The organism is Halalkalibaculum roseum (assembly GCF_011059145.1).
Classification (GTDB): domain Bacteria; phylum Bacteroidota; class Rhodothermia; order Balneolales; family Balneolaceae; genus Halalkalibaculum; species Halalkalibaculum roseum.
Genome location: NZ_JAALLT010000003.1, coordinates 210,739 through 233,025, shown reverse-complemented (window position 1 = coordinate 233,025; position 22,287 = coordinate 210,739). Strand labels below are relative to the sequence as shown.

Below are 22,287 nucleotides of genomic sequence, written 5' to 3'. Positions count from 1 at the left end.
GTTTAAAAATTATAGATGTCAAATAATAAAAGAGAAACATACGAGGATATTATCCTCGATATTTTAAAGAAAAATCCTGAAGCACACCTTCCCTTCGATGTATTGCAGAATATCCTTCAGGTAAGCAGTAAAAAAGATAATAACAAGTTAAAAGGGGCTATCAACAGCCTCTTTGATCGGAATTTAATAGTAAAAAAGAAAGGTGGAGCAATTCAGTTGTCACCAAATGGTGACAAAGATAGTTCCTCGGGCATTTCAGGTAAACTGGATGTCAACAGGCGGGGAACCGGTTATGTAATCACTGACCGCTTCGATGAAGATGTGGTCATTTCCAACAAGCATCTGGGCACGGCGCTGCAGGATGATATTGTAGAAATCGAATTGTTCTCCAAAAAGGACCGTGGCGGACGCCGTAAAGGCAAAGTCAAAAAGGTTCTGGAAAGAGGAAAAGATATTTATGTAGGTAAACTCGATCGCAAAGGTAAGAAGAACTTTCTGATACACGCCGATGAGAAATCAGCTCATACCGACTTCTTTGTGCTTCCTGAAAATGTCGGCAAGGCCCAGGATGGTGACAAGGTAGTGTTTGAACTGGTTGACTGGGTGCATCCCAAATCTTTACCGGAGGCCAAAATTGTACAGGTTTTGGGTAAAGAGGGGAGCAATGATGCTAATGTGCTTTCCATACTTGCCGAGAATGATATTAAAGCCCCATTTCCGGATGAAGTAACTCAGTTTGCGGAGGATATTCCCGAACGGATTCCCTCTAAAGAATACGAGCGACGTAACGATATGAGGGACGAAGTGGTTTTTACCATCGATCCCGAAGATGCCAAAGATTTTGATGACGCCATCAGCATTAAAATGCTGAATAACGGCAATTACTATCTCGGCGTACATATTGCAGACGTTACCCACTATATGCCGCGAAATACAGTACTCGATAAGGAGGCTTATAACCGCGGTACCAGTGTTTACCTGGTTGATCGGGTTATACCGATGCTTCCGGAGAAATTGAGCAATGGTGTTTGCAGTCTTCGTCCGAAAGAAGATAAACTGGCATACAGCTGCTTTATGGAGATTGCCCCCAACGGCAAGCTTGTAGACCACAAAATCGAAGAGACGGTCATACACTCAAATCATAGGTTCACCTACGAGCAAGCCCAGGAAGTGATCGACGGAGCTGAGAGTGAATTCTCCCAAGAGATGCAGATTGTATCCAAACTGGCTCATACTTTACTGGATAAGCGATTTAAAGAAGGCAGCATCAAGTTCGATACACCGGAACCCAAGTTTGTGCTTGATGATAATGGCAAGCCTGTAGATGTCAAGTTGAAGGAGCGACTATTTGCACACAGACTGGTAGAGGAGTGTATGCTGATGGCAAATCAAACTGTGGCAAAACACGTGGAACAGCTGCGGCGCGAATCCAACAAGAAAAAGACCAAAGATCTGTATCCTTTCTTTTACCGTATTCATGATAAGCCGGACATTGACAAACTCAGAAATATTGAAGAAAATGTTAAACCGATAGGGATTGATTTTCGAATTGACAGTAATACCGTCAGTTCCAAAGCCATCAATACCCTGTTGCAGGACGTAGAAGATACCTCGCTGGAACTGACAGTGAATGATTTGATGCTGAGAGCTATGGCAAAGGCTGAATATAGTCCGAATAATATCGGGCACTTTGGGCTAGGGTTCGATCACTATGCGCACTTTACCAGTCCCATACGACGTTATCCTGATGTGATTGTGCACCGACTGTTAAAGAATTATTCGGCAGGAAAACCAAGCTACAAGTATGATGACCTGAAAAAGCACGGCACTCACTGCAGCGAAAAAGAACGATCTGCAATAGATGCGGAACGTGACTCCATCAAACTGAAACAGGTTGAGTACTTAAGCGAACGGCTTGGGCAGGACTTCGATGGTGTTATCAGCGGTGTCATGGACAAGGGCATATTCGTCGACCTGAAAGATATTCACTGTGAAGGAATGATCCGTGTGAGTGATCTGAAGGATGATTATTATGTTTATGATGAGAAGCGGCACTGTCTTGTTGGAAGAAACAAAGGAAAAAAATACCAGCTTGGAAAAGAAATTCGTGTTAAGGTCGTTAGAACTGATGTAGAACAACGACAAATTGATCTGCAATTAGTCGACGACTGATAAACAGCTTACAGACTCCATAATTGTGAATACCATGAATGCATCAAGGCTTTCGAAAAAAATAACAGCAGTTCTATTACTAACTTCGCTTATCGGCCTGAGCTCAGTGACCGAGAGCTATGCCCAGTATTTTTCATTTGGGAAGAACCGGGTGCAATTCAATTCCTTTGACTGGCGCTTCATTCAGTCAGAGCATTTTGATGTCTACTATTATCAGTCTAAGAATTACGACTTGGCCAATTTTACGGCGATCAGTCTTGAAGCTTCCTTACGGCAGTTGCAGGAAGACTTTGACCACCAAATAGCCGAACGAATTCAGGTCATTATTTACGATTCCCACAACGATTTCTCTCAGACCAATGTGGTGCCTCTACCGACCAATGCGGAAGGTATTGGAGGTGTGACTGATGCGTTCAAAAACCGAATTACCATGCCCTTTAGTGGTAACTACACGGAATTCCGCAGTACCCTGCACCATGAGTTGGTTCATGCGGTTATGAATGACATGTATTATGGCGGTACGGTGCAGTCGCGATTAAGCGGTGAAGCTCTGCAGATACCTCTTTGGCTCAGTGAGGGTTTGGCCGAGTATACATCAAACGGCTGGGATACCAACTCTGATATTTATATTCGTGATGCCACTATCAACGACTATTTGCCTCCCATACCGAGACTCAGCGGATATTATGCCTATCGCGGCGGCCAGTCTGTCTGGAATTATATTGTTGAGGAGTACGGAAGGGAAAAAATCGGCGAGATCATGCAGACCATGAAGAGCCAGCGAAGTGTCAACGCAGCCTTTCAGCGCTCCATCGGTCAAAGTGTGGAAGAGTTGTCAAAAAGCTGGATTGACTACAATAAAAAACTTTATTTCCCTGAAGTAGCTGAACGTGAGCAAATTGGAAATTTTGCTACGCTGCTCACCGAAAGAAGCAAAGCGGGTACCTATAATACAAGTCCGGCAGTATCACCCCAGGGAGACAAAATTGCCCTTATCACCAACGCAAGAGGTTTTCTGGATGTAGTGGTTATCAGTGCTGTCACCGGTAACAAGCTGAAAACGCTGATCAAGGGTGGCGATAACGTGAATTTTGAGGAATTGAATATTTTAAATCCGAATTTGAGCTGGTCGCCTGACGGTTCGAAGATTACGCTCTCCACAAAAACCAAGGGTGCGGATAATCTGGCTATCGTAGATTATGAGTCAGGAAAAGTAAGGAAGATTGAATTCCCGGAACTTGACGCCATCGGATCTGTTGCATGGGCGCCTGACGGCAAAAAAATTGCCTTTGATGGAAGTGTCGGTCCTTTTCAGGATATTTTTGTGTACAATCTTGAAACGCAGGAATTTACTAACCTGACCAACGATGTCATATCCGATTATGAACCTTCCTGGTCGGCCGACTCCAGAACCGTCTATTTTACTTCGGCGCGCGGTGATAATGTTCAGCTAAACCAAGTGAGGAATAACACCCGATTACTCGCGGAAGATTACCTTTACAGCACGGATATTTACTCCGTTACCATGGGCGAGAATCGTGCAGTACGGTTAACAAAGACACCGGGTTGGAATGAGAAACAACCTGCTACAACACGTGATGGGAGACTGATTTTTATCTCTGACGAGAACGGGATTCCTAATGTCTATGAACTGAACCTGGATGACCGCACCACCAGACCGCTCACCAACTTACAAACGGGCGTACTTCAGATGTCAGTCAGTTCCGATGGCAGCCGATTAGCCGTAAACTCGATCAACGAGGGTTATCTTGATATTTTTCTGGTACGATCACCTTTTATGCGTGAGATGGATGCGCAGCTGACACCAAATCACTGGGCGGAACGTCGTGCACGAACCACGCCCGCAGACCTTGTACCGGCCATTGGATATACCCAGCAAATGCTTGCTACTCCGCAAAGCGCCAATTATAATCTATCTCAACCGGCTCGTGCTATGGCAGTGACCGGTGCAGCAGGGGATACCACTCTTGCATCGCGTCCCGATTCGGCGGGAAGCGACACCACTGTCGATGAAACCGCAGAAGATGCGGGAATTGACTTTAGGAATTACGTATTCGACAGTGAGGTTGAAAATGACACCGCTTTTACCAACAAATATCTCGAAGAGTCGAAATTTGAGCCTGAGGATAACGTAACAGATGATGGCAGATATTCTCCCAAAGAATATAGGCTCCGATTCTCAACCGACTTTGTCTATGGCGGTGGGAGTTTTTCTACCTATTACGGGGCATATGGCACCACCCAGATCGTGTTCAGTGACTTGCTGGGTAACCACCAGATAGCCTTCGGTAGCAACCTGGTATTCGACTTGCGCAACAGCGATTACTTTTTACAGTACGCTTATTTGAAACAGCGAACCAATTATCTCTTTAACTTTTTCCACTCTTCCCAGCAGTTTCAGTCATTCTCCGGACAATTGTACCGGTTCCGAACCTTTGGTGGAGGGATCAATGCGCAGTATCCCATTGACAAGTTTCGCCGTATAGATTTCGGTCTCTCTGTTATCAGTCTGTCGCAGGATTTCAGTGTTGTGGGGCGTGATGTGACTCAAAATGAAGAGTCTACCTTTGCCTACCCACAGCTGACCTATACCAGAGACAATACCTTACCGGGATTTATCACTCCGGTTTCGGGTTCTAGGTATGCCGTGAGTCTGTCGGCAAGTCCCCCGATTACCAGCAATACCTTACAGTTTGCTTCGGTACTGGGTGATTACCGCAAGTATTTTAACCTGGGATCCCGCTACTCATTTGCCCTGCGCGGATCGGGTGCTGCCTCCTTTGGACGAGACTCACAAACTTTCTTTATGGGTGGTATGCTTGGTTGGTTAAACAGGAGGTTCTCTGAGAATACTAATATTCCTATCGAGCGTTTGGGTGATACCTTCTTTACCCTACCTGCACTACCGCTGCGAGGTCATGAGTATAATTCAATCTATGGTGATAGATTCAGCCTGGTCAACGCTGAATTTCGGTTCCCATTGTTTGCGGCCCTCTTACCTGGACCAATTCCGATTATTCCATTGTATAACCTGACCGGCGTGGCTTTTGTGGATGCCGGTATGGCCTGGGGACAGAGCATTCCGTACAATGTCCGATTGTCAAATGGTGTTCAGTCTTTGGATGTGCAATATGCGGTTAATGATTCTGATCTTAATTTTAAAGTTCAGCAAGATGAGCCACGTTATATACAACTTGATGATCAGGGTCGTGTTGATTTAGATCCTAATGGAGATCTCATAGTAGTTAAGGAAAATGGTCGCCAAGATGGAGTAGATTACCTTCAGCAGCCCTTCCAGAGCGGTGATGTTCTGATTGGAGCCGGATTCGGTCTAAGGACCATACTCCTTGGCTTCCCACTGCGATATGATGTTGGATGGCCGTACTACCGTGACGGATTTGACGGAAGCCCGATTCATTATATATCCATCGGCATCGACTTTTAGAAAATACGTTGATACATGATTTATTTTTCAAAGCCCCTTCATTTGGAGGGGCTTTTTTATTTTAACTGCACAGGTTACGGTAACTATAGGTACTTTAAGTGGGCGAAAGTTTCCATTGCAGTTAGCCTGAAGCGCTTATACCGTCCGACAATTATGTTTGACAAAAAGAAGGGAATCTCCCTTTTAATCAATCAGCCATCCCTAAATGCAAATGGTTTAAAAGGATCTACTTTGTGTTTGTTCCACCTTCAATAAGCGGTCATAGTTTCTGGTGGGGTCTTTGTAGTAAACAAAGGTCACGTAATTTTGACCGGTGCGTTGAAATCCCCGATCAAGAGAGAGGTCATCGATATTGCCGTTTTTGACCATCACATACTTATAGGCATATTCTCCCTCTTTGATAAATGCCTGTCCCTCCCATAAGTCGGATTCAACATTGTACTGCATCCTATTGTCATTATTGATGGTCCAGTTATTAAAGTCACCTAGAAGGAAGATATTTTCATCACCCGAAACCATCCCGGAAGTTTCCAACCGGAACTGTACATTGGCATATGACGCACTTCGGTTATCAAGAGGAATACCGAAGCGGCCGTCTGGAGCAAAGCCAGGTTTGACATCGAACGATTGTATGTCTCGCCGAAGTATCACCTTGGGCGGGATCTCACCCTGTTGAACTTCGAGGATCTGTTGTCCGTCAGCCCTCAAGCTTCTTAGATCCAGTGCATTGAATTCATAATTCCCCAGAAATGCGCGGTCTCGTGACAAGTGAAAATTTACCACTTCGGGTGTGGCTGTATCACTATTTTCGACTACCCGGTAGCGTCCCCAGAATTGGTTTTGAACGTACATATAGGACAGGTCGAACTGGGGGAACTCCACAAAATCAGGATACCGGTAGCGGCTGAATGGCTGATCCTCAGGCCGCAGGTCATCTCTCCTAACATAGAGAGTTTCTACTCTGGTATCGAGGGAGCCTTGGTTTTCAGTGACGAAAAAAGGAAGTGTAAATAGCAGCTCATTGTTGTTGTAATCATAAACCGACAAAAGGTAGTTGCCGCTTGCCTTGAAGTTCAACTGGGAATTGGGGAATTCATACGTATAGTGAAAATAGGAGGGACGCTGGCTGAAGCTTTTTGATGCATTGCTAAAATAAACTTCACTGAATCCGGTAAGGTAAAAATCCGGCGGTAAAGGACTTTCTTCCCAGTTTTTGGATCGATGGGATACCGTAAGTCTAAACTGCTTTGTACCCTCACCCAGATGATCGAATTCAAGTGAAAGTTTTTCCGAACTGTTTAAAGTGATAATTGGTGCACTCTGCATGCTACCTTTTCTGTAAAGCTGAACACTTTGAATTTCCCGGGGCGGAGCTTTTTGCTGGGAAATGGTGAATCGGTTCTGAAATTCCGGACTTCTCTGCCGGTTATTTACTTCACGAGAGCCCGTTTCCAGTGAAGTACAGCCGAATATCAACAGCAAGAGCAGGATTGATATAAGAAATGAAGAAGTGATCAGTTCGATTCTATTCAGCATAGTAGGTGCCTTTGCATATGAAATGAGCCGGTCCTGTCAATGTGATATTGGTATAGGCGTCTTTTTCGGGTTTGTATTGAAATAAAACCTGAAGGTCCCCGCCTTTGGTTTTTACCGTTACCTCATTGCTATGGTATCCTAGTTCCTGCTGATGGTGCCAGCCAATGGCAGAAGCGATTGCCCCGGTGCCACAGGCTAGGGTAAGACCTTCCACTCCTCGTTCATAGGTTTGCACTGATATTGCCTGTTCATTGACCCCGCAATAGAAATTGGCGTTGGTACCGTTGGGTTTAAAGAATTCATCGTATCTTAACTTTCTTCCTTTGTCAACCAGTTCTTCTTCCTCATCCAGCTTAAACTTTGGGACGTGCATCACTACGTGTTCCGTGCCGGTGTAAACTTGTAACATCTTTTCTCCATCTACCGAAATTTCTCTGACTTTTGTAGTGACGGGAAAATGAATTTCTACCTGTCCATCATTCCGGATATCGGCGGAATATACCCGGTCATGAACGCTGAATTTCAATGTGTCGCCCAAGCCCTGTTTAGAGGCATAGAGAGCCAGGCATCGACTTCCGTTACCACACATGCCGGCATCGCTACCATCGGCATTGCGGTAGAGCATTTCAAAATCAGTATCATCCAGCAGAGGTTTCTGCAGCGCCAGCAGTCCATCGGCACCGACGCCATACTTTCGGTGGCAGATCTTAGGTGTCAGTGCAATAAGCTGTGCTTTGGTATAGGTTGTATCACGGTTGTCAATCACCATAAAATCGTTTCCGGTACCCTGCATCTTAACAAACGGTATGTGCTTTATCTCAGCCATGAACTATTCAACAAACGCAGGGAGATGTTTCCATGAATCTCCGGATGAGATGGTGGTATCCAGTCCGCGCATGAGGCTTGAAAATCGGAAAGCCAACGCGGTGTAAATCAGTTTGGGCTGAACATACTGATACATCATAGGCTTGCAACGGTTTACTTCGGTAATCATGTCTTCCAGCCGGGCATTATTCAGAGTCTCGCAGAATTTTTCTATTACTTCTATCTGATCGGCGTTGGTCACCAGGGAAGCATTTTGCGAGCTTCGATAGACCATCAGGTCACGAATAAATACCTCCATCACATTGAGCAGGGCAATCTGACCCTCCAGATTTCTCTGGCTCTGCCAATCCTGTGCGGCTTCAATAATGTTTCTGGCATCGAGGGTGTAGGAATACCTTAGAAATTTAATAATATCTTCCCGAGTGGCTTTTAGGGTTTCGGCATCAAAAAACCGGGTCATTGCATAGTTTCCGCCGGATACCCGTGCGAGATATCTTGCTTCCTTTTCCGCCAGTCCATCCTGCTTGATCAGCGCTTTTTCAATCTCTTCCGTTTTAAGAGGCGTCAGCTGAATGTGCTGGCAGCGTGAGATGATGGTTGGCAGAAGTGCTTCGGTATTGCCGGTTGTCAACAAAAAGATGAGATCTTCCGAAGGTTCTTCCAGCAACTTTAGAAATGCGTTTGCTGCCTCTTTCCGCATGGTTTCTATGCCGGTCATTATGATGACGGTCTTTCTTCCCTCATTCGGTTTTAGAAAAGCCTTGGGCCTGATTTCATCATGAAAATAATCAATGGGATAAAATGCGCGCAGATTCTTGGAACTGCTTTCGTCTGTCATGGATGGACGAAGACTGAAATCCACAATCTCATAAGGATCTTTTTTCAGCATCTCCAGGCGCAGGCGAAGCTCTTCTATGGTGACAGAGGTCGGTACCGGTATAAATACGTGAATATCGGGATGAGTGAACCAGGAGGATTTTTTCGAAAAAGTCTGATCACCAAGGTTAGTAAGGTGACTTATACCGTTAAGCACTTCAGCAAATGCCAGGGCAAAAGCGGTTTTCCCGACTCCGGAAGGTCCGGAAAACAGGTAGGAGTGGCTGACTCTCCCGGATGTCATTAATCGCTCAATATGTTCCTTAGCCAGCTGTTGTCCAACCAGTCGCTCGTCTCCAAATTCAAAATTAAGATCCTGATAATCCGTCATTATTCTTCCCAGATATAGTCAAAAAGTAATATTCCTGCACTGATACTCACGCCGCTAAAACCGAAAAGCGCCCAGAAGTCGTTGATGTAATTCGGGGTCAGACCTTCAATCAGGGCCGCTTTACTGGTGCGCACTAAAATAAGAATCAGCGGAAACAAAAGCGGGATGCTTAAAACCGAAAAAATGGCTCCTTTACGGTCTGCCTGTGCAACAATAGCGGCAAGCATGGTTGCAACAGATGACAGTCCCAGTGTCCCCAAAATGATCGTCAGTGTTAAGGCCAGGAAATCGGCAACCGGCAAACCCAATAAAAATATATATAAAGCGAATGTACCGATATTAACTGCCAACGTGAACGTAAAATTATACAACAATTTTCCTGTAAAGACCTCCGAAGGCTTCCCATGGATACGCAGTAAGTCAAAAGTTTGCCTTTCAGTTTCAGCAACGAAAGAACGTGACAGGCTGGACAAGGCTGCAAAAAGTATCACGATCCAGATCAAACCGCTTTTCGGGGTAGGAGGCAGCTGCTGTGCCTTCAAAGTGAATAGGATAAGCAAAAGGGCCGCTCCCACAAATGCCAGTACTGTATTGATGGCATACCGGGATCGCAGCTCTGCCTGCATATCCTTCCAAAAAACGGCGGTTGTACCTTTGATAAAATCCATGGGCAAAGTTTACAAAAATTGTGGCAAAACCTATAAGGTTGACACACTTAATTCATCAATCATCCGGCTACAGGCGATCCGAATAAAGAAATTGTTAAACCTCAGGGTAATTTTAGTGCCTTCGCAAATAAACTGTATCATAAGTGAAACGATGACTATATTTGGCTTTAATTTGAAAATGAATAGAGATCTACCATAATGAACATTGTCAGCTTGTTAGATAAGAGCACTGTTATTCCTGATTTAAAAGCCTCGTCCAAGAAAGAGGTATTGAATGAGCTGATATCGAGTTTATCTTCAAAAGTTGACAGTGATGAGCTGGATGCCATACATCAGGCAGTTTTTGAAAGAGAAAAAATCATGTCAACCGGTGTAGGAAAAGGTCTTGCCATTCCGCACGGGAAAGCGAGCGGAATCAAGGATAATTATGCCGCTTTTGCATTACTGGATTCACCCGTAGAGTACGAGGCCATTGACGGGCAGCCGGTAACCATGGTATTTTTACTGGTAGGGCCCCAGTCGAGCAACAGTTTCCATATTAAAATGCTGAGTCGCATTTCCCGGCTTATGAATAACAGTGAATTCAGAACGGAACTGAATGACTGTAAAACGGCTGAGGAAATCCTGGAAGTATTCAATAGAGAAGAGGAGACTCATTTCGGGAGTTAGCACAACACTTTTTTAGAACAGCGGGCTATGAACAAGCAATACAGACATCTTATTATTACTGCGTTATTGATATCTGTGTGTATTCCCGGCAGAGCTCAGTCAATCATCTTTTCTCCCGATGTTGTTCAAACCATAGAGAACAGTGAAGCCTACGATGCTTTCTGGTCGGTAATCGTCAGGGATTCTACTGGACGTATACTTGAAGGCTATAATTTCGACAAGCTGGTTCAGCCGGCATCCAACCTGAAGCTGCTGAGTTCCGCAACTATCCTGGATGAGCTGGGCGAAGACTTTACCTATAAAACCAGAATGTTAGGGTTTGGCTATCAAGAGGGTGGAACCTGGCAGGGTGATATCATTATTGAAGGTGTCGGTGACCCCTCAATTAGCGGCACCTTTTACAACGAAGACCGCTTTCATGTTTTAGAAAAATTTTATACTGCCATTGATACCCTTGGTATTCGCAAGATAAGCGGCAATTTGATAGGTAATACTGCTTATTTTGATCAGCAGCCCTATCCCAAAGGGTGGAGCTGGGAAGACCTCAGCTTTTACTATGGGGTGGAGATAAGCGCTCTTTCCTTTAACGAAAATGCGGTGGATTTGACGGTCGTTGCCGATAATGCTGTGGGAGAGACCCCTGAGATTCGCTGGTTCCCGTTTGACACCGATTATGTGAATTTTATCAACGAACAGGTCATAACCCCTTCAAATACTGAATATGATGAATTTTACCGGCGTATTCTCGGTACGAATACTATTATTCTGAGAAGTAAAGTGCCGCAAAATTATGTTGAAAAAGAATCCCTGTCAGTGTTGAATGCCCCGATGTATTTCATGGATACCTTTAAAAAGTATCTCAATGACGGCGGTATATCACTGGGAGGAAGAATCATCATAGATGAGCAAGTACCGGAAACTGACGATGATGATTATACAATGCTTTCCATGCACGAGTCGGTACCGGTCGGTAAAATGCTTGCTGAAATCAACAAGGAAAGCAGCAATTTCTTTACAGAAATGATGCTCAAAACGGCGGCAGCCGAGCATTACGACGTGCAGGGAACAACCGATCTGGGACTCACACTGATTAAAGACTTCGCAGCATCCATGCAGATGGATACTACCAAGATCGAGCTGAATGACGGATCAGGTATGGCTCCGGCTACCCTGATTACCCCGGAAGATCTTACAAGCCTGATGGTAAAGATGCAGAATCGTTCTGATTTTGATACCTACAAGAAAAGTCTCTCCCTTGCAGGCATAGACGGATCGCTACAGCATCGATTTAAGGGCACACCGCTATATAAAAAGATCTATGGAAAGACAGGGTATGTATCAGGTGTGAGGGCACTCAGCGGTTACATGACGGCAGATACGGGGAAACCGCTCATTTTCAGTATTATTACCAACAATCATACTGAGAAGACCTCCTATATTGATTCCTTGCATGAATCCATCTTGTTGCAAATCTATGAGAAATATTAGTCATGGCACCGGTTAAAGCAAACATACTGGTCACAGACGACGAGAAGAGTATCCGGAACTCTTTAAAAGAAATTCTTGAGTTTGAGGGCTATGATGTATTCGAAGCCGAGAACGGAGCCGATGCCCTTCAGAAGGTAAAAGAGCAGAATATGGATCTGATGCTGCTCGATATCAAGATGAAGGGGATGGACGGGATGGAAGTTTTAAAAAGCCTGAGGGAGAACCGACAGGATTTTCCGGTTATCATGATTTCCGGCCACGGCAACATTGAACTGGCGGTGGAGGCCACAAAGCTGGGAGCATTCGATTTTATAGAAAAGCCGCCGGATCTGAATCGACTGCTGGTCAGCGTGCGGAATGCCCTTGATCGCAGGGAGCTTGCCAGGGAGAACAAGAGCATGCGCTCGAAGCTTCCCGATGTACCGGAAATAATCGGAGAAAGCGAATCCATTCAAAAAATTAAGCAGACCATAAAAAAGGTGGCGCCCACCAATTCAAGGGTGCTGATTACCGGTGAAAATGGAACCGGAAAAGAGCTTGTGGCTCGATGGATACATGAAAAAAGTAGTCGCAGATCGGGACGTATGGTTGACGTTAATTGTGCCGCTATTCCTACCGAGCTTCTGGAAAGTGAACTTTTTGGCCATGAGAAGGGAGCATTCACCGGCGCGACCAGCCGGCGCATTGGTAAATTTGAGCAGGCTGACGGAGGTACGCTTTTCCTTGATGAAATTGGGGATATGAGTGCAGATGCCCAAGCTAAGGTATTGCGCGCTCTGCAGGAAAATGCCATTATTAGAGTAGGTGGCAGCCAGAAGATCAAAGTGGATGTTCGGGTGCTGGCTGCAACCAATAAAGATCTGATGGAAGAAATTGAACAGGGCAATTTCAGGGAGGATTTATATCACCGGATCAACGTCATACCCATTCATATTCCGCCACTGAGGGAAAGAAAAGAGGATATACCCGCTCTGGCGGTGAACTGCCTGAAGCGACTATCGGCAAAAGACATCGTTTTTTCAGGGGTAGAGTTTACCGAAGAAGCACTTGATGCCCTTAAAGAACACAAATGGTCGGGTAATGTGCGGGAGTTGCAAAATGCCATCGAACGAATGGGCCTGCTGGCCTCTGATTCACTGATTGAAAAAGAAGATGTCAGGAACCTCAGCCTTTCACGAGGAAAGAACACCGGGAAACTTGAAAACATGATAGACGAAATTGAACATTTCCAGGAGTTCAAGGAAGCTGCCGAACGAGAGTTCCTGAAGAGAAAACTGGAACAATACGACTGGAACATCAGTCAGACGGCAGAAGCCATTGACATACAGCGAAGCCATATGTACACCAAGATGAAGAAGTATGATATAGAAAGGTGAGTTTGGAGGTTGGAAATTGGAAGCTGGAGGCTGGAAGTTAGAAGCAAAAAGCCAGAAGTTGAGATTAGTTTAAAATGAATAGAGGCGTCTAACTTCTAGCTTTTAACTTCTTTGTTTATTCATTTATTAGGTCAAAGAATTTTCAACTTATTTTTAAGTAGTAATTTTCAAAAAGAACAATTATGTCAGCAAAGCTAATTGATGGGAAAAAAGTAGCACAGATCACGCGGGATGAAGTCCGGAAGGATGTAGAAGACTGGGTAGGAGATGGGAATCGCCCGCCCTTTTTGCAGGTGGTCCTGGTTGGGAGTGACCCGGCATCGGATGTGTATGTAGGAGCCAAAACAAGGGCCTGTAGTGAAGTGGGAATTGAAACCGATACCATGCGTCTTCCTGATACTATCTCAGCCAAGGAACTGAAAAGTACTATTGGTAAATTGAACAAAGACGATTCAGTGGATGGTATTTTGGTTCAGCTACCGCTTCCCAATCACCTTTCTTCGCATGATGTAATTGAATCTATCGATTATCGCAAGGATGTGGATGGTTTTCATCCTATGAATGTCGGTCGCCTGACAGTGGGGCAACCCAGTTTCCGATCCTGCACGCCGGCAGGAATTTTTGAACTGTTTAAATATTACAGCATAACCACTAAAAGTAAGCATGCCGTAATTGTTGGGGCGAGTAATATCGTGGGTAGGCCCGTTTCTATTTTACTGTCTAAAGAAGAAGCGGAAGGAAAAGCCACAACAACGGTCTGCCATAAGTATACCAAAGATCTCACGCAGCACACCATATCGGCGGATATCCTGGTAGTTGCAGCCGGTCAGCCCAACCTGATTCGGGGTGAGATGGTGAAAGAAGGCGTAGTGGTAATTGATGTGGGTATCAACCGTGTGGCCGATGATACGAGTGAAAAAGGGTATAAGCTGGTAGGCGATTGCCATTTTGAAAGCGTCAAAGAGAAAGCCAGCTGGATCACCCCGGTTCCGGGGGGCGTCGGACCTATGACCGTAGCCATGCTTATGAAAAATACTTTGCTTGCTGCCAAGAAGTCTATTTACCCGGAGTAAGATAGTAGTATTTCATTTAAGTACTCATTCCACCGCTCTGCTGCGGAATGTCAAAGTAATACACTATTACCTCTCATTCCCCGGATCTTCAATAGAATTCAAGAAATATTATGCTTCCGGAGCAGAGCACCGGAAGTAGTAAGGTGTATTTTTTTATTCTTACTCCTTTACCGGGAAAATACTGATCGCCTGACCACCGCCGGGAGCGAGGTCAAATTCCAGAACGGTCTCGTTGGTTACCTCTTGTTCATCAATTTCTATGCTCAATGGATTATCATCCCAATGGGCATCTTCTCCGTCACGGTAAATCACGGCGCGGTAGGTCATGTCGGGATCAAGGAAATCGAGGGTTACTTCAAGACTTCTGGATTCTTCGTCGGTTACGCTTCCTACAAACCAGTTGTCCGAATCTTTCTCCTTTCTTGCGATCGTGACGTATTCACCGATCTCACCGTTTAGAACGTGACTTTCATCCCAATTGACGGCAACCTCGCGTATAAACTGGAAAGCAGGATTTCCTTCATAATGTTCAGGCAGATCCGCCGCCATCTGAACGGGACTGTACAACACTACATAGAGGGCCAGCTGTTGTGCCAGCGTTGTGTTCACCTGGTTGTTTTCCTGGTACTCATCGAATTTAATATTGAAGATGCCAGGGGTAAAATCTATTGGTCCGGCAAGCATGCGGGTGAAAGGTACAATTGTGAGATGTTCCGGCGGGTTGCCGCCCTCAACGCTCCAGGCATTATACTCCTGTCCGCGCAGACCTTCTCTCGAGATAGCATTGGGCAGTGTGCGACGAATACCGGTTCCTTTTATAGGCTCATGGGCATTGACGGCAATTTCATATTCAGCCGCTTTCTCCAGCACCTTGCGATAGTGATTCACCATCCATTGTCCGTGATGGTATTCGCCTTCCGGAATAATTTTGCCCACATAACCGGTTTTCACCACATGTATACCCAAATCTTGCATGAGACTATAGGCGGTGTCTAACTGTGCTTCATAAGTACGAGGAGCAGCAGAGGTTTCATGATGCATAATAATCTCCACGCCCTTCTCTTTTGCATATCCCATTACTTCCTGCAGGTCGTAATCGGGATAAGGGGTGACGAAATCAAAGACACCTTCACGGTCGGGAAAGCCTATCCAGCGTTCCCAACCGGTATTCCATCCTTCCACCAGTACGGCACCTATATTATTATCCGCAGCGAAATCGATATATCGCTTGGTATTTTCAGTAGTTGCACCGTGCCTACCGCTTTCATAGTCCCATGTTGACTTGCCGAGGTGCATCTCCCACCAGATCCCCACATATTTGGTAGGTTTGAACCAGGGAATGTCACCCAGCTCATTCGGGTCATTCAGATTTACAATGAGATTTGACTCTATCAGGTCGCCGGCTTTTTCACCGATCTGAATGGTACGCCATGGACTGTTAAAAGGCGCTTTGCGTTCCACCTTATAATCGCGTCGCTGAGAACCCACAAGATTGCTGGTCATACTCATATTTGCAGTGTCTACCTTTAGCGTCATGCCAGCATAATCGGTCAGGTCGGCTTCATGGAAGCTAAGGTAAAGTCCTTCTGCCGTTTTCATCGTAACGGGAGTATTTACGGCATTTTCCGGGATATAGGTCTGGGCCAGGTTCGGATGATCTCTTTTACTGGTAGCATCAATTTCAGAAAATTTTGTGGTGTTGTATAAATGCTCATAGATGTCCCAGTCACCGGGTATCCACCAGGTATCATGATCTCCCTTGAGTTTGAACTCCGTAAGTTCATCGGTTATAAACAGTGTGTCGGTCAGGTTCTGTTGTAGCGGTATTTCATAGCGAAACCCGATGCCGTCGTCATAGGCCCGAAAGCGCAAATGCAATCGTCGGTAAGGCTCTGACTGTTCCTGCAATTCAACCAGCAGCTCATTGAACCGGTTTTCAACCTCGCTATTCTCACCCCAAACGGGATTCCATGTCTCATCAACCGAACGGGTATGAGTAGATTCTATCGAAAAATTGGAATTCAGCGAACCGGAATTTTTAAACTCGAAGCCCAGAGAAGAGGGATCTATCAAGGTTTGATTCCGATAGGCCACCTGATACTGAGGCGTACCATTCTCTGACAGGGAGAAGGAAATACGCACGTTACTGTTAGGTGAGGTAACAGAGTTAGGTTGTTCAATCGTACAGGAAGCCATAAGTAAAAAAAATGAAAAGAGTGCGAGGCTTGAGAAGATATGCTCTATGGAATCCATGAGTTCAGGCTTATTATTGATTAAAGATCCAAGACTTGTGATTTTTATATATGATTATCCTGCATGGTAAACACTTTATGTAATTAAATCTGCAGGAAAGTTCAAAAATCTTTAAAACGCCTCTCTTCAATTTGGTTTAAAAATGTAGAAAAGCATTCCTATAACATTCAGTTTTAGTCTGAATATTGCATTAGCGTATAATTACCCATGATAATCAGTGAGTGAAAATTTTTTTAAACAGGGGTGACATAATGATGTCACCCCCTCTGTTTATACTATAAATGAACTTCAATCAAACCACAGGTACTAATATGAAATCGACCATAACTTCACCTTCTGATTTAAGAACATTTGATGTTGAACCGCTGCTGCGCGAAGCCTTCCTGGTAGCAGAAAAGGAACATAAGGAGCTGCAGGAAATTTTCGCACTTATGGGCTGGGAAGACTTACCTGATGCACTGAAAGTAGAGATCAAAGAAGATGTCTCTTCCATGGTGGATGAACTACAGGGACAGTATTCATCCTGCGATCCCTACGTAAAAAGACGCCGACAAAGCGTCACCTACTGGGTAAATTGCTACAAAGACGGCATTTGCTCTCTGAATACGGCTATTCAGGCTTTAAAAGTAAAAAGTTTATAGAAGTCATATCTGCCGGGAAGCAGATGAATCAGGCTAAGAACTACAAAACTAAAGGCAGTTTTGCATAGGAGAGTAATACAAGACTTTCTTCGCTACATGTTGATTAATACTTCCTGCGCTGTCACTGTTCTATGGGTATTTCTTTCCATCTCGGAAAGACGAACGGAATGATGGATGCATTAGTGGGTCCCAAATAGCCTATGCCAGAATTCATGTCCGAATTTCATGGATAGAAATCCGAATGAAAGGGCACCGATTCCGAGAGCTATCCAGGTAACCGGATTCACGCTTTCCAAACCATACCATAGGATTCGTGAGCCCAATAGACCGAAAATAACTATACCGGCTACGAATCCGGCAACAAAGCGGCGGACTTGTTCCTTTTTTTATTAGCTGACTCTTCAGGTGTCGGTACTTGCATTTTCATGGCAAAAAACTTCTTCCGGTTTTGATTCTCATCCAATAGTATCTAATTCACTGTGCTGGATTGCACTAAACCACTGCTATCAAATTCAATGACACAGCGGTTCATGTATAAGTTGTAGGGACTTTCAGCTATAATGCGTTTTCCCCCGGGAATATCCTCCGTTAGATACTTCAGAAAATTTCCTGTATCAAGCTGCTCACGTACACTTTCTTCGGTAACACCTTTCTTAAAATTAGCACACAGAAAAACTATCTCTTTCCGTGCTTCATTCCAGTAGAATCCGGCTACGGTAACTGTAACAATAAGCATTATCGAGAGCGTAATTTTAACAATAACCTTCTTCATTTTTGTCTATCCAGGTATTAGTGATACAAGTACAAACTTTTCAGTAAGAAACGAAGGGATCATTTAAAAACCTATATTAAGCAGAACTCCAAAATCTTTAACTGCACATGGGCAAGTTTCTTTTGGAAAGTATTGCCAATTGAAAAATTTCCGGAAGGTTAAATAGGATTACTGTGGATACCCTAATTTAAGCAGTACTATTCCGGTGCAAAAGAAGATGCCGGTTCCTCGTGTAGAATGGAAGCTTTGCTGTCGGGATGGTTCATTAAGTATATTTGAACAAGCTCAAAACCTATAGAATAGCCTGTCCATCGGGGAATATCTTCACCGTTTCCAAAGAACCATTGGCTATGATTATAGGGACTGCTGTTCCAGTCCTGACTAGCTTTCTGTAGCAAACTTTCCAATTGGGTTTCCGTTAATACCTTTGACCAGATTGGCGGACCCGATTGTGTAACTTCCATAGAAAAATGATCGGCAAGTCCCTCTGATATCATAGCCTGCAACAGGGTAGATCCATAGCCTGCTGAGCGCTTGCGCTTGGCATGATGCAGTTCGTGCGATAAAATAGAGGAGAGGCTGCTCTCCAGTGAATGGGATAATGCATTCGACTGGGGATCGAAATATAAAATGACTTCATTTGCACCGGGATTATATCCATTCATTCCCAGCTCCGGTATGACATTCTGGGGATTGGCAAGGACCCTAATTTGAACATCATCAATAGGCATCAGACTGTTGACCAGAGAATAAGTCTCCTTTACAACCGCAATAATGCGATCGCGATACTCATCAAGTTGACCTTCGTCTTCGAAATGCAAACAGGAACCTGCCTGTATCATTACATCAGTATTACCCTCACATCCTAATGACTGCGAAGATGTGGAACAGCCGGCAACGCCAATCAATAGCGCGACTGCTGCGAACAGCCCAAAGTATAAAATTAAAGGAGATGCTTTATCATGAGCCATTTGAATTCCTATCGCTAGTATAAAGAACTGCTATTTACTGCAGGTTAGAAATCACATTTAACTCTTAAACACTACGCTATTTCAGGAGGCAAGGTTTCAATCTTTAAAGCCGTAAAAGACGGAGGGCTCTTCCGGACTAGCTATATTGACTGCAAAAGGAATAGAGCTTTAAGAAGCAATAGAAAGAATAATAAGAGATTGGATACTCTCAAAGATAGCTTTCCAGGTGCTTGATGGTGCTCTGAATATTATCCATACAATTTTCAGAACTTTCTGATTGTATCGTTTTCAACAGATCAATTCTCCATTTAAGGTATGTCGGATACTCTGAGGTAACTTCGACGGACTCATTATCTTCAATTTTATATAGCTTGATAGGATCAAGAATTTTAGTGTTAAAAATCGAATAGACTTCAGGCATATTGTAATCAAAATTGTATTGGTCGAGAAGACCCGTAACTTCCTCATACTTCTTCGTAATTTCCTGTTTTACCGAATCCGATAATATCAATTTGTTTTCAGATCTGACGGCCAAGTCGCTTTGATTACTGAAACAGGACATACCGCTTCTTTTTTCGTCACCATCATATCCGGAATCAATAATGATAGGCCGGGATTGGTTATCGAAATTCAGGAGTACTGAGTAGTCATTTTTATTTGCATAGGCCTTGGCAAAGTTGTTTGAATCATAGCCGTTGCCTGACAATGTACCGTAGTTGGCAGTATAGATGTAGGTTGAGAATACATCTTCAAAACCTGCATAGAAAAACAGATCCATCTTCCCATCTGCGTTTATATCGATCTGTTGAAGACTGTGAAGCCCAAAATCCCCGTTCATTTTCAGATACCATATGGGGTTATCGTTTTCGGGGTGGATTATTTCAAATCCCGAACCGTACGGCCATTTGTCATCCTTATTTCTATAAATGAAAAAATGAGCTTTGAGACCATCATTTAGTTCCTTTGAATGGATGTATTTGAGGTAATAATGGGGATGCTGCTCAATGATAAAATCACTGAGTTCTCCCTGAAAGGTAGAGTCAATTTGTGCCCTGGTTTGAATCTGTATGCAAAGAATAAGTACAAGAAATGACAATAAAGATTTCTTCATGGATGCAAATATGAGTTCATCTATAGTCCGTCTTAAAAATAACAGCCACAACGTTATATAATACCAGAAAAGTAGCCAATATATAACAGAAGACAGCAATCAGATCGAATTGCTACTCCGATTACAATGGCACAGCCAATTACCACTTAAAGCTTGTAGATAATTAGTTCATTCAACTCCTGCCGTATTCGGCAAAGGATTCGGGAGCTCCCAGTATGGTTTTAAATTCTACGTATTTTGATACTTCCAGTATGTCATTTTCAAACTTTTCCTGTTCTTCTATGGCTGTCATGGAGGGCCATTCCTCAACCCCGATGTACTCCCAGTCGTCACTAAATCCGATGCAGTTAATCATAGTAACTGCCTTCATTCCGAGTTTGTCAAGGTTTTCTCTGTCCTTTCGCATGAAAGCCATTTCCTCTTCGTCTGAAAGATTACTAAAAGCTTCCTTCATTTTCGTAAAATACAGTCGAATAATTGGTGTATGCTCTTCCATAATCAGTATATTTTTAATGTTTCTGTTAAGGAATTCGTCGCAAAAGAGGAGAGCAGCCCATCGTAGAAAAGTGTTTTGGTATTTAATAGGTATCTATAAAGTAAGTGGTACTTACCTGTTAATACCTTCATTTTTAATGTAGTGATTTCTTCTGATTTACGTCTAATTAGATAAATGGTACTTCAATAAATGAAATGCTTTGAATAAAGATGAATTTGATAGGCTGATTCAGCAACACCAGGGAATTATTTGGAAGGTATGCAGGGCTTTCGCTCGAAATCGGGAAGATCAGAAAGACCTATTTCAGGAAATTCTATATAACCTTTGGAAAGGGAGAACTACATTTTCGGGCAATTCAAAAATCACGACTTGGATCTACCGGGTAAGTTTTAACAGGGCCATAGATTATAGCCGGAAAAAACGAGTACAGACCACCGAATTAGATGAATCTACGATGCTCTCTCCCAACAAGCACAAAGCAGAATACGATATAGAAGCCTTATACATTGCTATCAGCCGGCTTAATCCCGTGGATCGATCAATAATCATCCTTTACCTGGATAAGTATTCCTATAAGGAAATTGCTGAAATCACGGGTCTCAGCGAAAAAAATGTAAGCGTCAAACTGGTTCGAATTAAGGAGAAACTTAAAGATCAGTATCTAAAATTGACCAAAACTCCACAATTATGAATACCGAACAACTTGAATCTGTATGGGATCAACAGAACGATCCCGGTTATCTGGAAAACGCACTCTCTCTGAAAGAGATACAAAAAAGGACCAATGAATTTTCAACTCAAAGCCTTACATCCGGCCAGCGGACAGTGATCCTTGATTCAGCTTATAAAGCGCTGGTACTTTCCGGTAATATCATCCTGATTGCCATTGGTATAGCGACACCTGTCAAACTAACTGTCTGGATACTGGTTATCACAAGTCTTGCATTTCTCTTGTACAGAAATATCCAAATAAAACAATTGTTTACCTCCATAAATGAGTCAGACCCCGTCATAGATGTTTTGCAAAAAAGATATGATATGCTAAACCGGTATTACAGGGAATTTCTATTCAGCAGCTCCATTACTCATTCTCTTTTCGTTTTGACCGGTTTCCAGTACTACAATCTTTTCAGGTATGGGCAGGACCGTCTCCTTCAGATTATGAATGATCCGGTTATGTATCTGTTCCTGCTGGTCGCTTTTTTCATTCCGTTTATAACCCAGAGGATTACCTATGCAAGGCTCATGGATGAAATGGAACAGGTGGTTAAACTTGATATTGACGAAGTAGAGCAGCAGTTAAAGATCATTGAACTTCAGTCAAAACGCAGGGCTCGGAAGGTTGTTTACGCTACCGTTTCTTTGATCGGTATAGCCCTGTTGATACTATTTATCATCAAATTATTATGACACCAATGACTTCAGACAAGTGGATATTACGACTCACGGCAGTTCTGGCACCGGTCTTCACCGTTTTCTATTCGCGCATATATGAGCATCATGAAGCAGGTGAAAGAAAGATACTTAAAAGGTGTCTAATCACCGGATTTATTTTATACATCA

At 43.8% G+C, this 22,287-nt stretch carries 18 protein-coding genes; 9 read left to right on the top strand and 9 right to left on the bottom strand.

All coding sequences use genetic code 11. The features are described 5' to 3' along the window. Positions 1 to 15 precede the first annotated feature (15 nt). Complete coding sequence (rnr, locus tag G3570_RS09560) at positions 16 to 2,172, top strand: ribonuclease R (RefSeq protein ID WP_165141695.1); 2,157 nt, start codon at positions 16 to 18, stop codon at positions 2,170 to 2,172. Positions 2,173 to 2,206: 34 nt separating this feature from the next. Then, positions 2,207 to 5,638, top strand: coding sequence for a peptidase MA family metallohydrolase (locus G3570_RS09555; RefSeq protein ID WP_165141693.1), 3,432 nt, complete (start codon positions 2,207 to 2,209; stop codon positions 5,636 to 5,638). A 216-nt stretch (positions 5,639 to 5,854) separates the two neighbouring features. On the opposite strand, the gene G3570_RS09550 is transcribed toward G3570_RS09555, so the two are convergent. The 4 genes from G3570_RS09550 to G3570_RS09535 are packed head-to-tail and all read right to left on the bottom strand — an operon-like array spanning position 5,855 to position 9,874. Next, positions 5,855 to 7,174 carry a type IX secretion system plug protein gene (locus G3570_RS09550; protein WP_165141691.1) on the bottom strand — a complete coding sequence of 440 codons (1,320 nt, stop codon included), beginning with the start codon at positions 7,172 to 7,174 and terminating at the stop codon, positions 5,855 to 5,857. Further along, positions 7,164 to 8,000 (bottom strand): diaminopimelate epimerase, encoded by an 837-nt coding sequence (dapF, locus tag G3570_RS09545; protein WP_165141689.1) that lies wholly within the window; start codon positions 7,998 to 8,000, stop codon positions 7,164 to 7,166. The genes G3570_RS09550 and dapF overlap by 11 nt, the downstream gene beginning before the upstream one ends. 3 nt (positions 8,001 to 8,003) lie before the next feature. Then, positions 8,004 to 9,206 (bottom strand): DNA polymerase III subunit, encoded by a 1,203-nt coding sequence (locus G3570_RS09540; protein ID WP_165141687.1) that lies wholly within the window; start codon positions 9,204 to 9,206, stop codon positions 8,004 to 8,006. Further along, a complete protein-coding gene (locus tag G3570_RS09535) occupies positions 9,206 to 9,874 on the bottom strand; it encodes a heme exporter protein CcmB (RefSeq protein ID WP_165141685.1) in 669 nt (222 codons plus the stop codon). Before G3570_RS09535 ends, G3570_RS09540 begins: the two co-directional genes overlap by 1 nt. 198 nt (positions 9,875 to 10,072) lie before the next feature. On the opposite strand from G3570_RS09535, the gene G3570_RS09530 reads away from it, so the two are divergent. The 4 genes from G3570_RS09530 to folD all read left to right on the top strand — a co-directional run bounded on the left by G3570_RS09530 (position 10,073) and on the right by folD (position 14,480). After that, positions 10,073 to 10,543 (top strand): PTS sugar transporter subunit IIA, encoded by a 471-nt coding sequence (locus G3570_RS09530; protein WP_165141683.1) that lies wholly within the window; start codon positions 10,073 to 10,075, stop codon positions 10,541 to 10,543. Positions 10,544 to 10,570: 27 nt separating this feature from the next. Continuing rightward, a complete protein-coding gene (dacB, locus tag G3570_RS09525; RefSeq protein ID WP_165141681.1) occupies positions 10,571 to 12,031 on the top strand; it encodes a D-alanyl-D-alanine carboxypeptidase/D-alanyl-D-alanine endopeptidase in 1,461 nt (486 codons plus the stop codon). Positions 12,032 to 12,033: 2 nt separating this feature from the next. Continuing rightward, the gene (locus tag G3570_RS09520; RefSeq protein WP_165141679.1) at positions 12,034 to 13,407 is read left to right on the top strand and encodes a sigma-54-dependent transcriptional regulator; all 1,374 of its coding nucleotides are present in this window, start codon (positions 12,034 to 12,036) and stop codon (positions 13,405 to 13,407) included. 182 nt (positions 13,408 to 13,589) lie between these two features. Further along, complete coding sequence (gene folD, locus G3570_RS09515) at positions 13,590 to 14,480, top strand: bifunctional methylenetetrahydrofolate dehydrogenase/methenyltetrahydrofolate cyclohydrolase FolD (RefSeq protein WP_165141677.1); 891 nt, start codon at positions 13,590 to 13,592, stop codon at positions 14,478 to 14,480. A gap of 159 nt (positions 14,481 to 14,639) precedes the next feature. On the opposite strand, the gene G3570_RS09510 is transcribed toward folD, so the two are convergent. Further along, positions 14,640 to 16,676, bottom strand: a complete 2,037-nt coding sequence (locus tag G3570_RS09510; protein ID WP_165141675.1) for a glycoside hydrolase family 97 protein — start codon at positions 16,674 to 16,676, stop codon at positions 14,640 to 14,642. A gap of 368 nt (positions 16,677 to 17,044) precedes the next feature. On the opposite strand from G3570_RS09510, the gene G3570_RS09505 reads away from it, so the two are divergent. After that, complete coding sequence (locus G3570_RS09505; RefSeq protein ID WP_165141673.1) at positions 17,045 to 17,374, top strand: hypothetical protein; 330 nt, start codon at positions 17,045 to 17,047, stop codon at positions 17,372 to 17,374. A gap of 469 nt (positions 17,375 to 17,843) precedes the next feature. On the opposite strand, the gene G3570_RS09500 is transcribed toward G3570_RS09505, so the two are convergent. The 4 genes from G3570_RS09500 to G3570_RS09485 form a co-directional block, all read right to left on the bottom strand. Next, positions 17,844 to 18,146, bottom strand: coding sequence for a hypothetical protein (locus G3570_RS09500; protein WP_165141671.1), 303 nt, complete (start codon positions 18,144 to 18,146; stop codon positions 17,844 to 17,846). A gap of 197 nt (positions 18,147 to 18,343) precedes the next feature. Then, positions 18,344 to 19,117 (bottom strand): DUF2268 domain-containing putative Zn-dependent protease, encoded by a 774-nt coding sequence (locus G3570_RS09495; protein WP_165141669.1) that lies wholly within the window; start codon positions 19,115 to 19,117, stop codon positions 18,344 to 18,346. Positions 19,118 to 19,325: 208 nt separating this feature from the next. Further along, positions 19,326 to 20,228, bottom strand: a complete 903-nt coding sequence (locus G3570_RS09490; protein WP_165141667.1) for a hypothetical protein — start codon at positions 20,226 to 20,228, stop codon at positions 19,326 to 19,328. A 172-nt stretch (positions 20,229 to 20,400) separates the two neighbouring features. Continuing rightward, on the bottom strand, positions 20,401 to 20,724 hold the full coding sequence (locus G3570_RS09485) for a hypothetical protein (RefSeq protein WP_165141665.1): 324 nt from the start codon (positions 20,722 to 20,724) through the stop codon (positions 20,401 to 20,403). Between the two features lie 199 nt (positions 20,725 to 20,923). On the opposite strand from G3570_RS09485, the gene G3570_RS09480 reads away from it, so the two are divergent. Together G3570_RS09480 and G3570_RS09475 are read left to right on the top strand one after the other, a co-directional pair. Further along, complete coding sequence (locus G3570_RS09480) at positions 20,924 to 21,415, top strand: RNA polymerase sigma factor (RefSeq protein ID WP_165141663.1); 492 nt, start codon at positions 20,924 to 20,926, stop codon at positions 21,413 to 21,415. Then, the gene (locus G3570_RS09475) at positions 21,412 to 22,134 is read left to right on the top strand and encodes a hypothetical protein (protein ID WP_165141661.1); all 723 of its coding nucleotides are present in this window, start codon (positions 21,412 to 21,414) and stop codon (positions 22,132 to 22,134) included. The genes G3570_RS09480 and G3570_RS09475 overlap by 4 nt, the downstream gene beginning before the upstream one ends. The last annotated feature ends 153 nt before the right edge of the window (positions 22,135 to 22,287 follow it).

Bases quoted from the DNA above. Each gene is read 5' to 3' on its own strand.
- G3570_RS09550 (WP_165141691.1), bottom strand. From the start codon at position 7,174: ATGCTGAATAGAATCGAACTGATCACTTCTTCATTTCTTATATCAATC.
- G3570_RS09505 (WP_165141673.1), top strand. From the start codon at position 17,045: ATGAAATCGACCATAACTTCACCTTCTGATTTAAGAACATTTGATGTT.
- G3570_RS09535 (WP_165141685.1), bottom strand. From the start codon at position 9,874: ATGGATTTTATCAAAGGTACAACCGCCGTTTTTTGGAAGGATATGCAG.
- G3570_RS09555 (WP_165141693.1), top strand. From the start codon at position 2,207: ATGAATGCATCAAGGCTTTCGAAAAAAATAACAGCAGTTCTATTACTA.
- rnr (WP_165141695.1), top strand. From the start codon at position 16: ATGTCAAATAATAAAAGAGAAACATACGAGGATATTATCCTCGATATT.
- G3570_RS09530 (WP_165141683.1), top strand. From the start codon at position 10,073: ATGAACATTGTCAGCTTGTTAGATAAGAGCACTGTTATTCCTGATTTA.
- G3570_RS09475 (WP_165141661.1), top strand. From the start codon at position 21,412: ATGAATACCGAACAACTTGAATCTGTATGGGATCAACAGAACGATCCC.
- G3570_RS09500 (WP_165141671.1), bottom strand. From the start codon at position 18,146: ATGAAGAAGGTTATTGTTAAAATTACGCTCTCGATAATGCTTATTGTT.
- G3570_RS09490 (WP_165141667.1), bottom strand. From the start codon at position 20,228: ATGAAGAAATCTTTATTGTCATTTCTTGTACTTATTCTTTGCATACAG.
- G3570_RS09520 (WP_165141679.1), top strand. From the start codon at position 12,034: ATGGCACCGGTTAAAGCAAACATACTGGTCACAGACGACGAGAAGAGT.
- G3570_RS09495 (WP_165141669.1), bottom strand. From the start codon at position 19,117: ATGGCTCATGATAAAGCATCTCCTTTAATTTTATACTTTGGGCTGTTC.
- dapF (WP_165141689.1), bottom strand. From the start codon at position 8,000: ATGGCTGAGATAAAGCACATACCGTTTGTTAAGATGCAGGGTACCGGA.
- folD (WP_165141677.1), top strand. From the start codon at position 13,590: ATGTCAGCAAAGCTAATTGATGGGAAAAAAGTAGCACAGATCACGCGG.
- G3570_RS09540 (WP_165141687.1), bottom strand. From the start codon at position 9,206: ATGACGGATTATCAGGATCTTAATTTTGAATTTGGAGACGAGCGACTG.
- G3570_RS09510 (WP_165141675.1), bottom strand. From the start codon at position 16,676: ATGGCTTCCTGTACGATTGAACAACCTAACTCTGTTACCTCACCTAAC.
- dacB (WP_165141681.1), top strand. From the start codon at position 10,571: ATGAACAAGCAATACAGACATCTTATTATTACTGCGTTATTGATATCT.
- G3570_RS09485 (WP_165141665.1), bottom strand. From the start codon at position 20,724: ATGGAAGAGCATACACCAATTATTCGACTGTATTTTACGAAAATGAAG.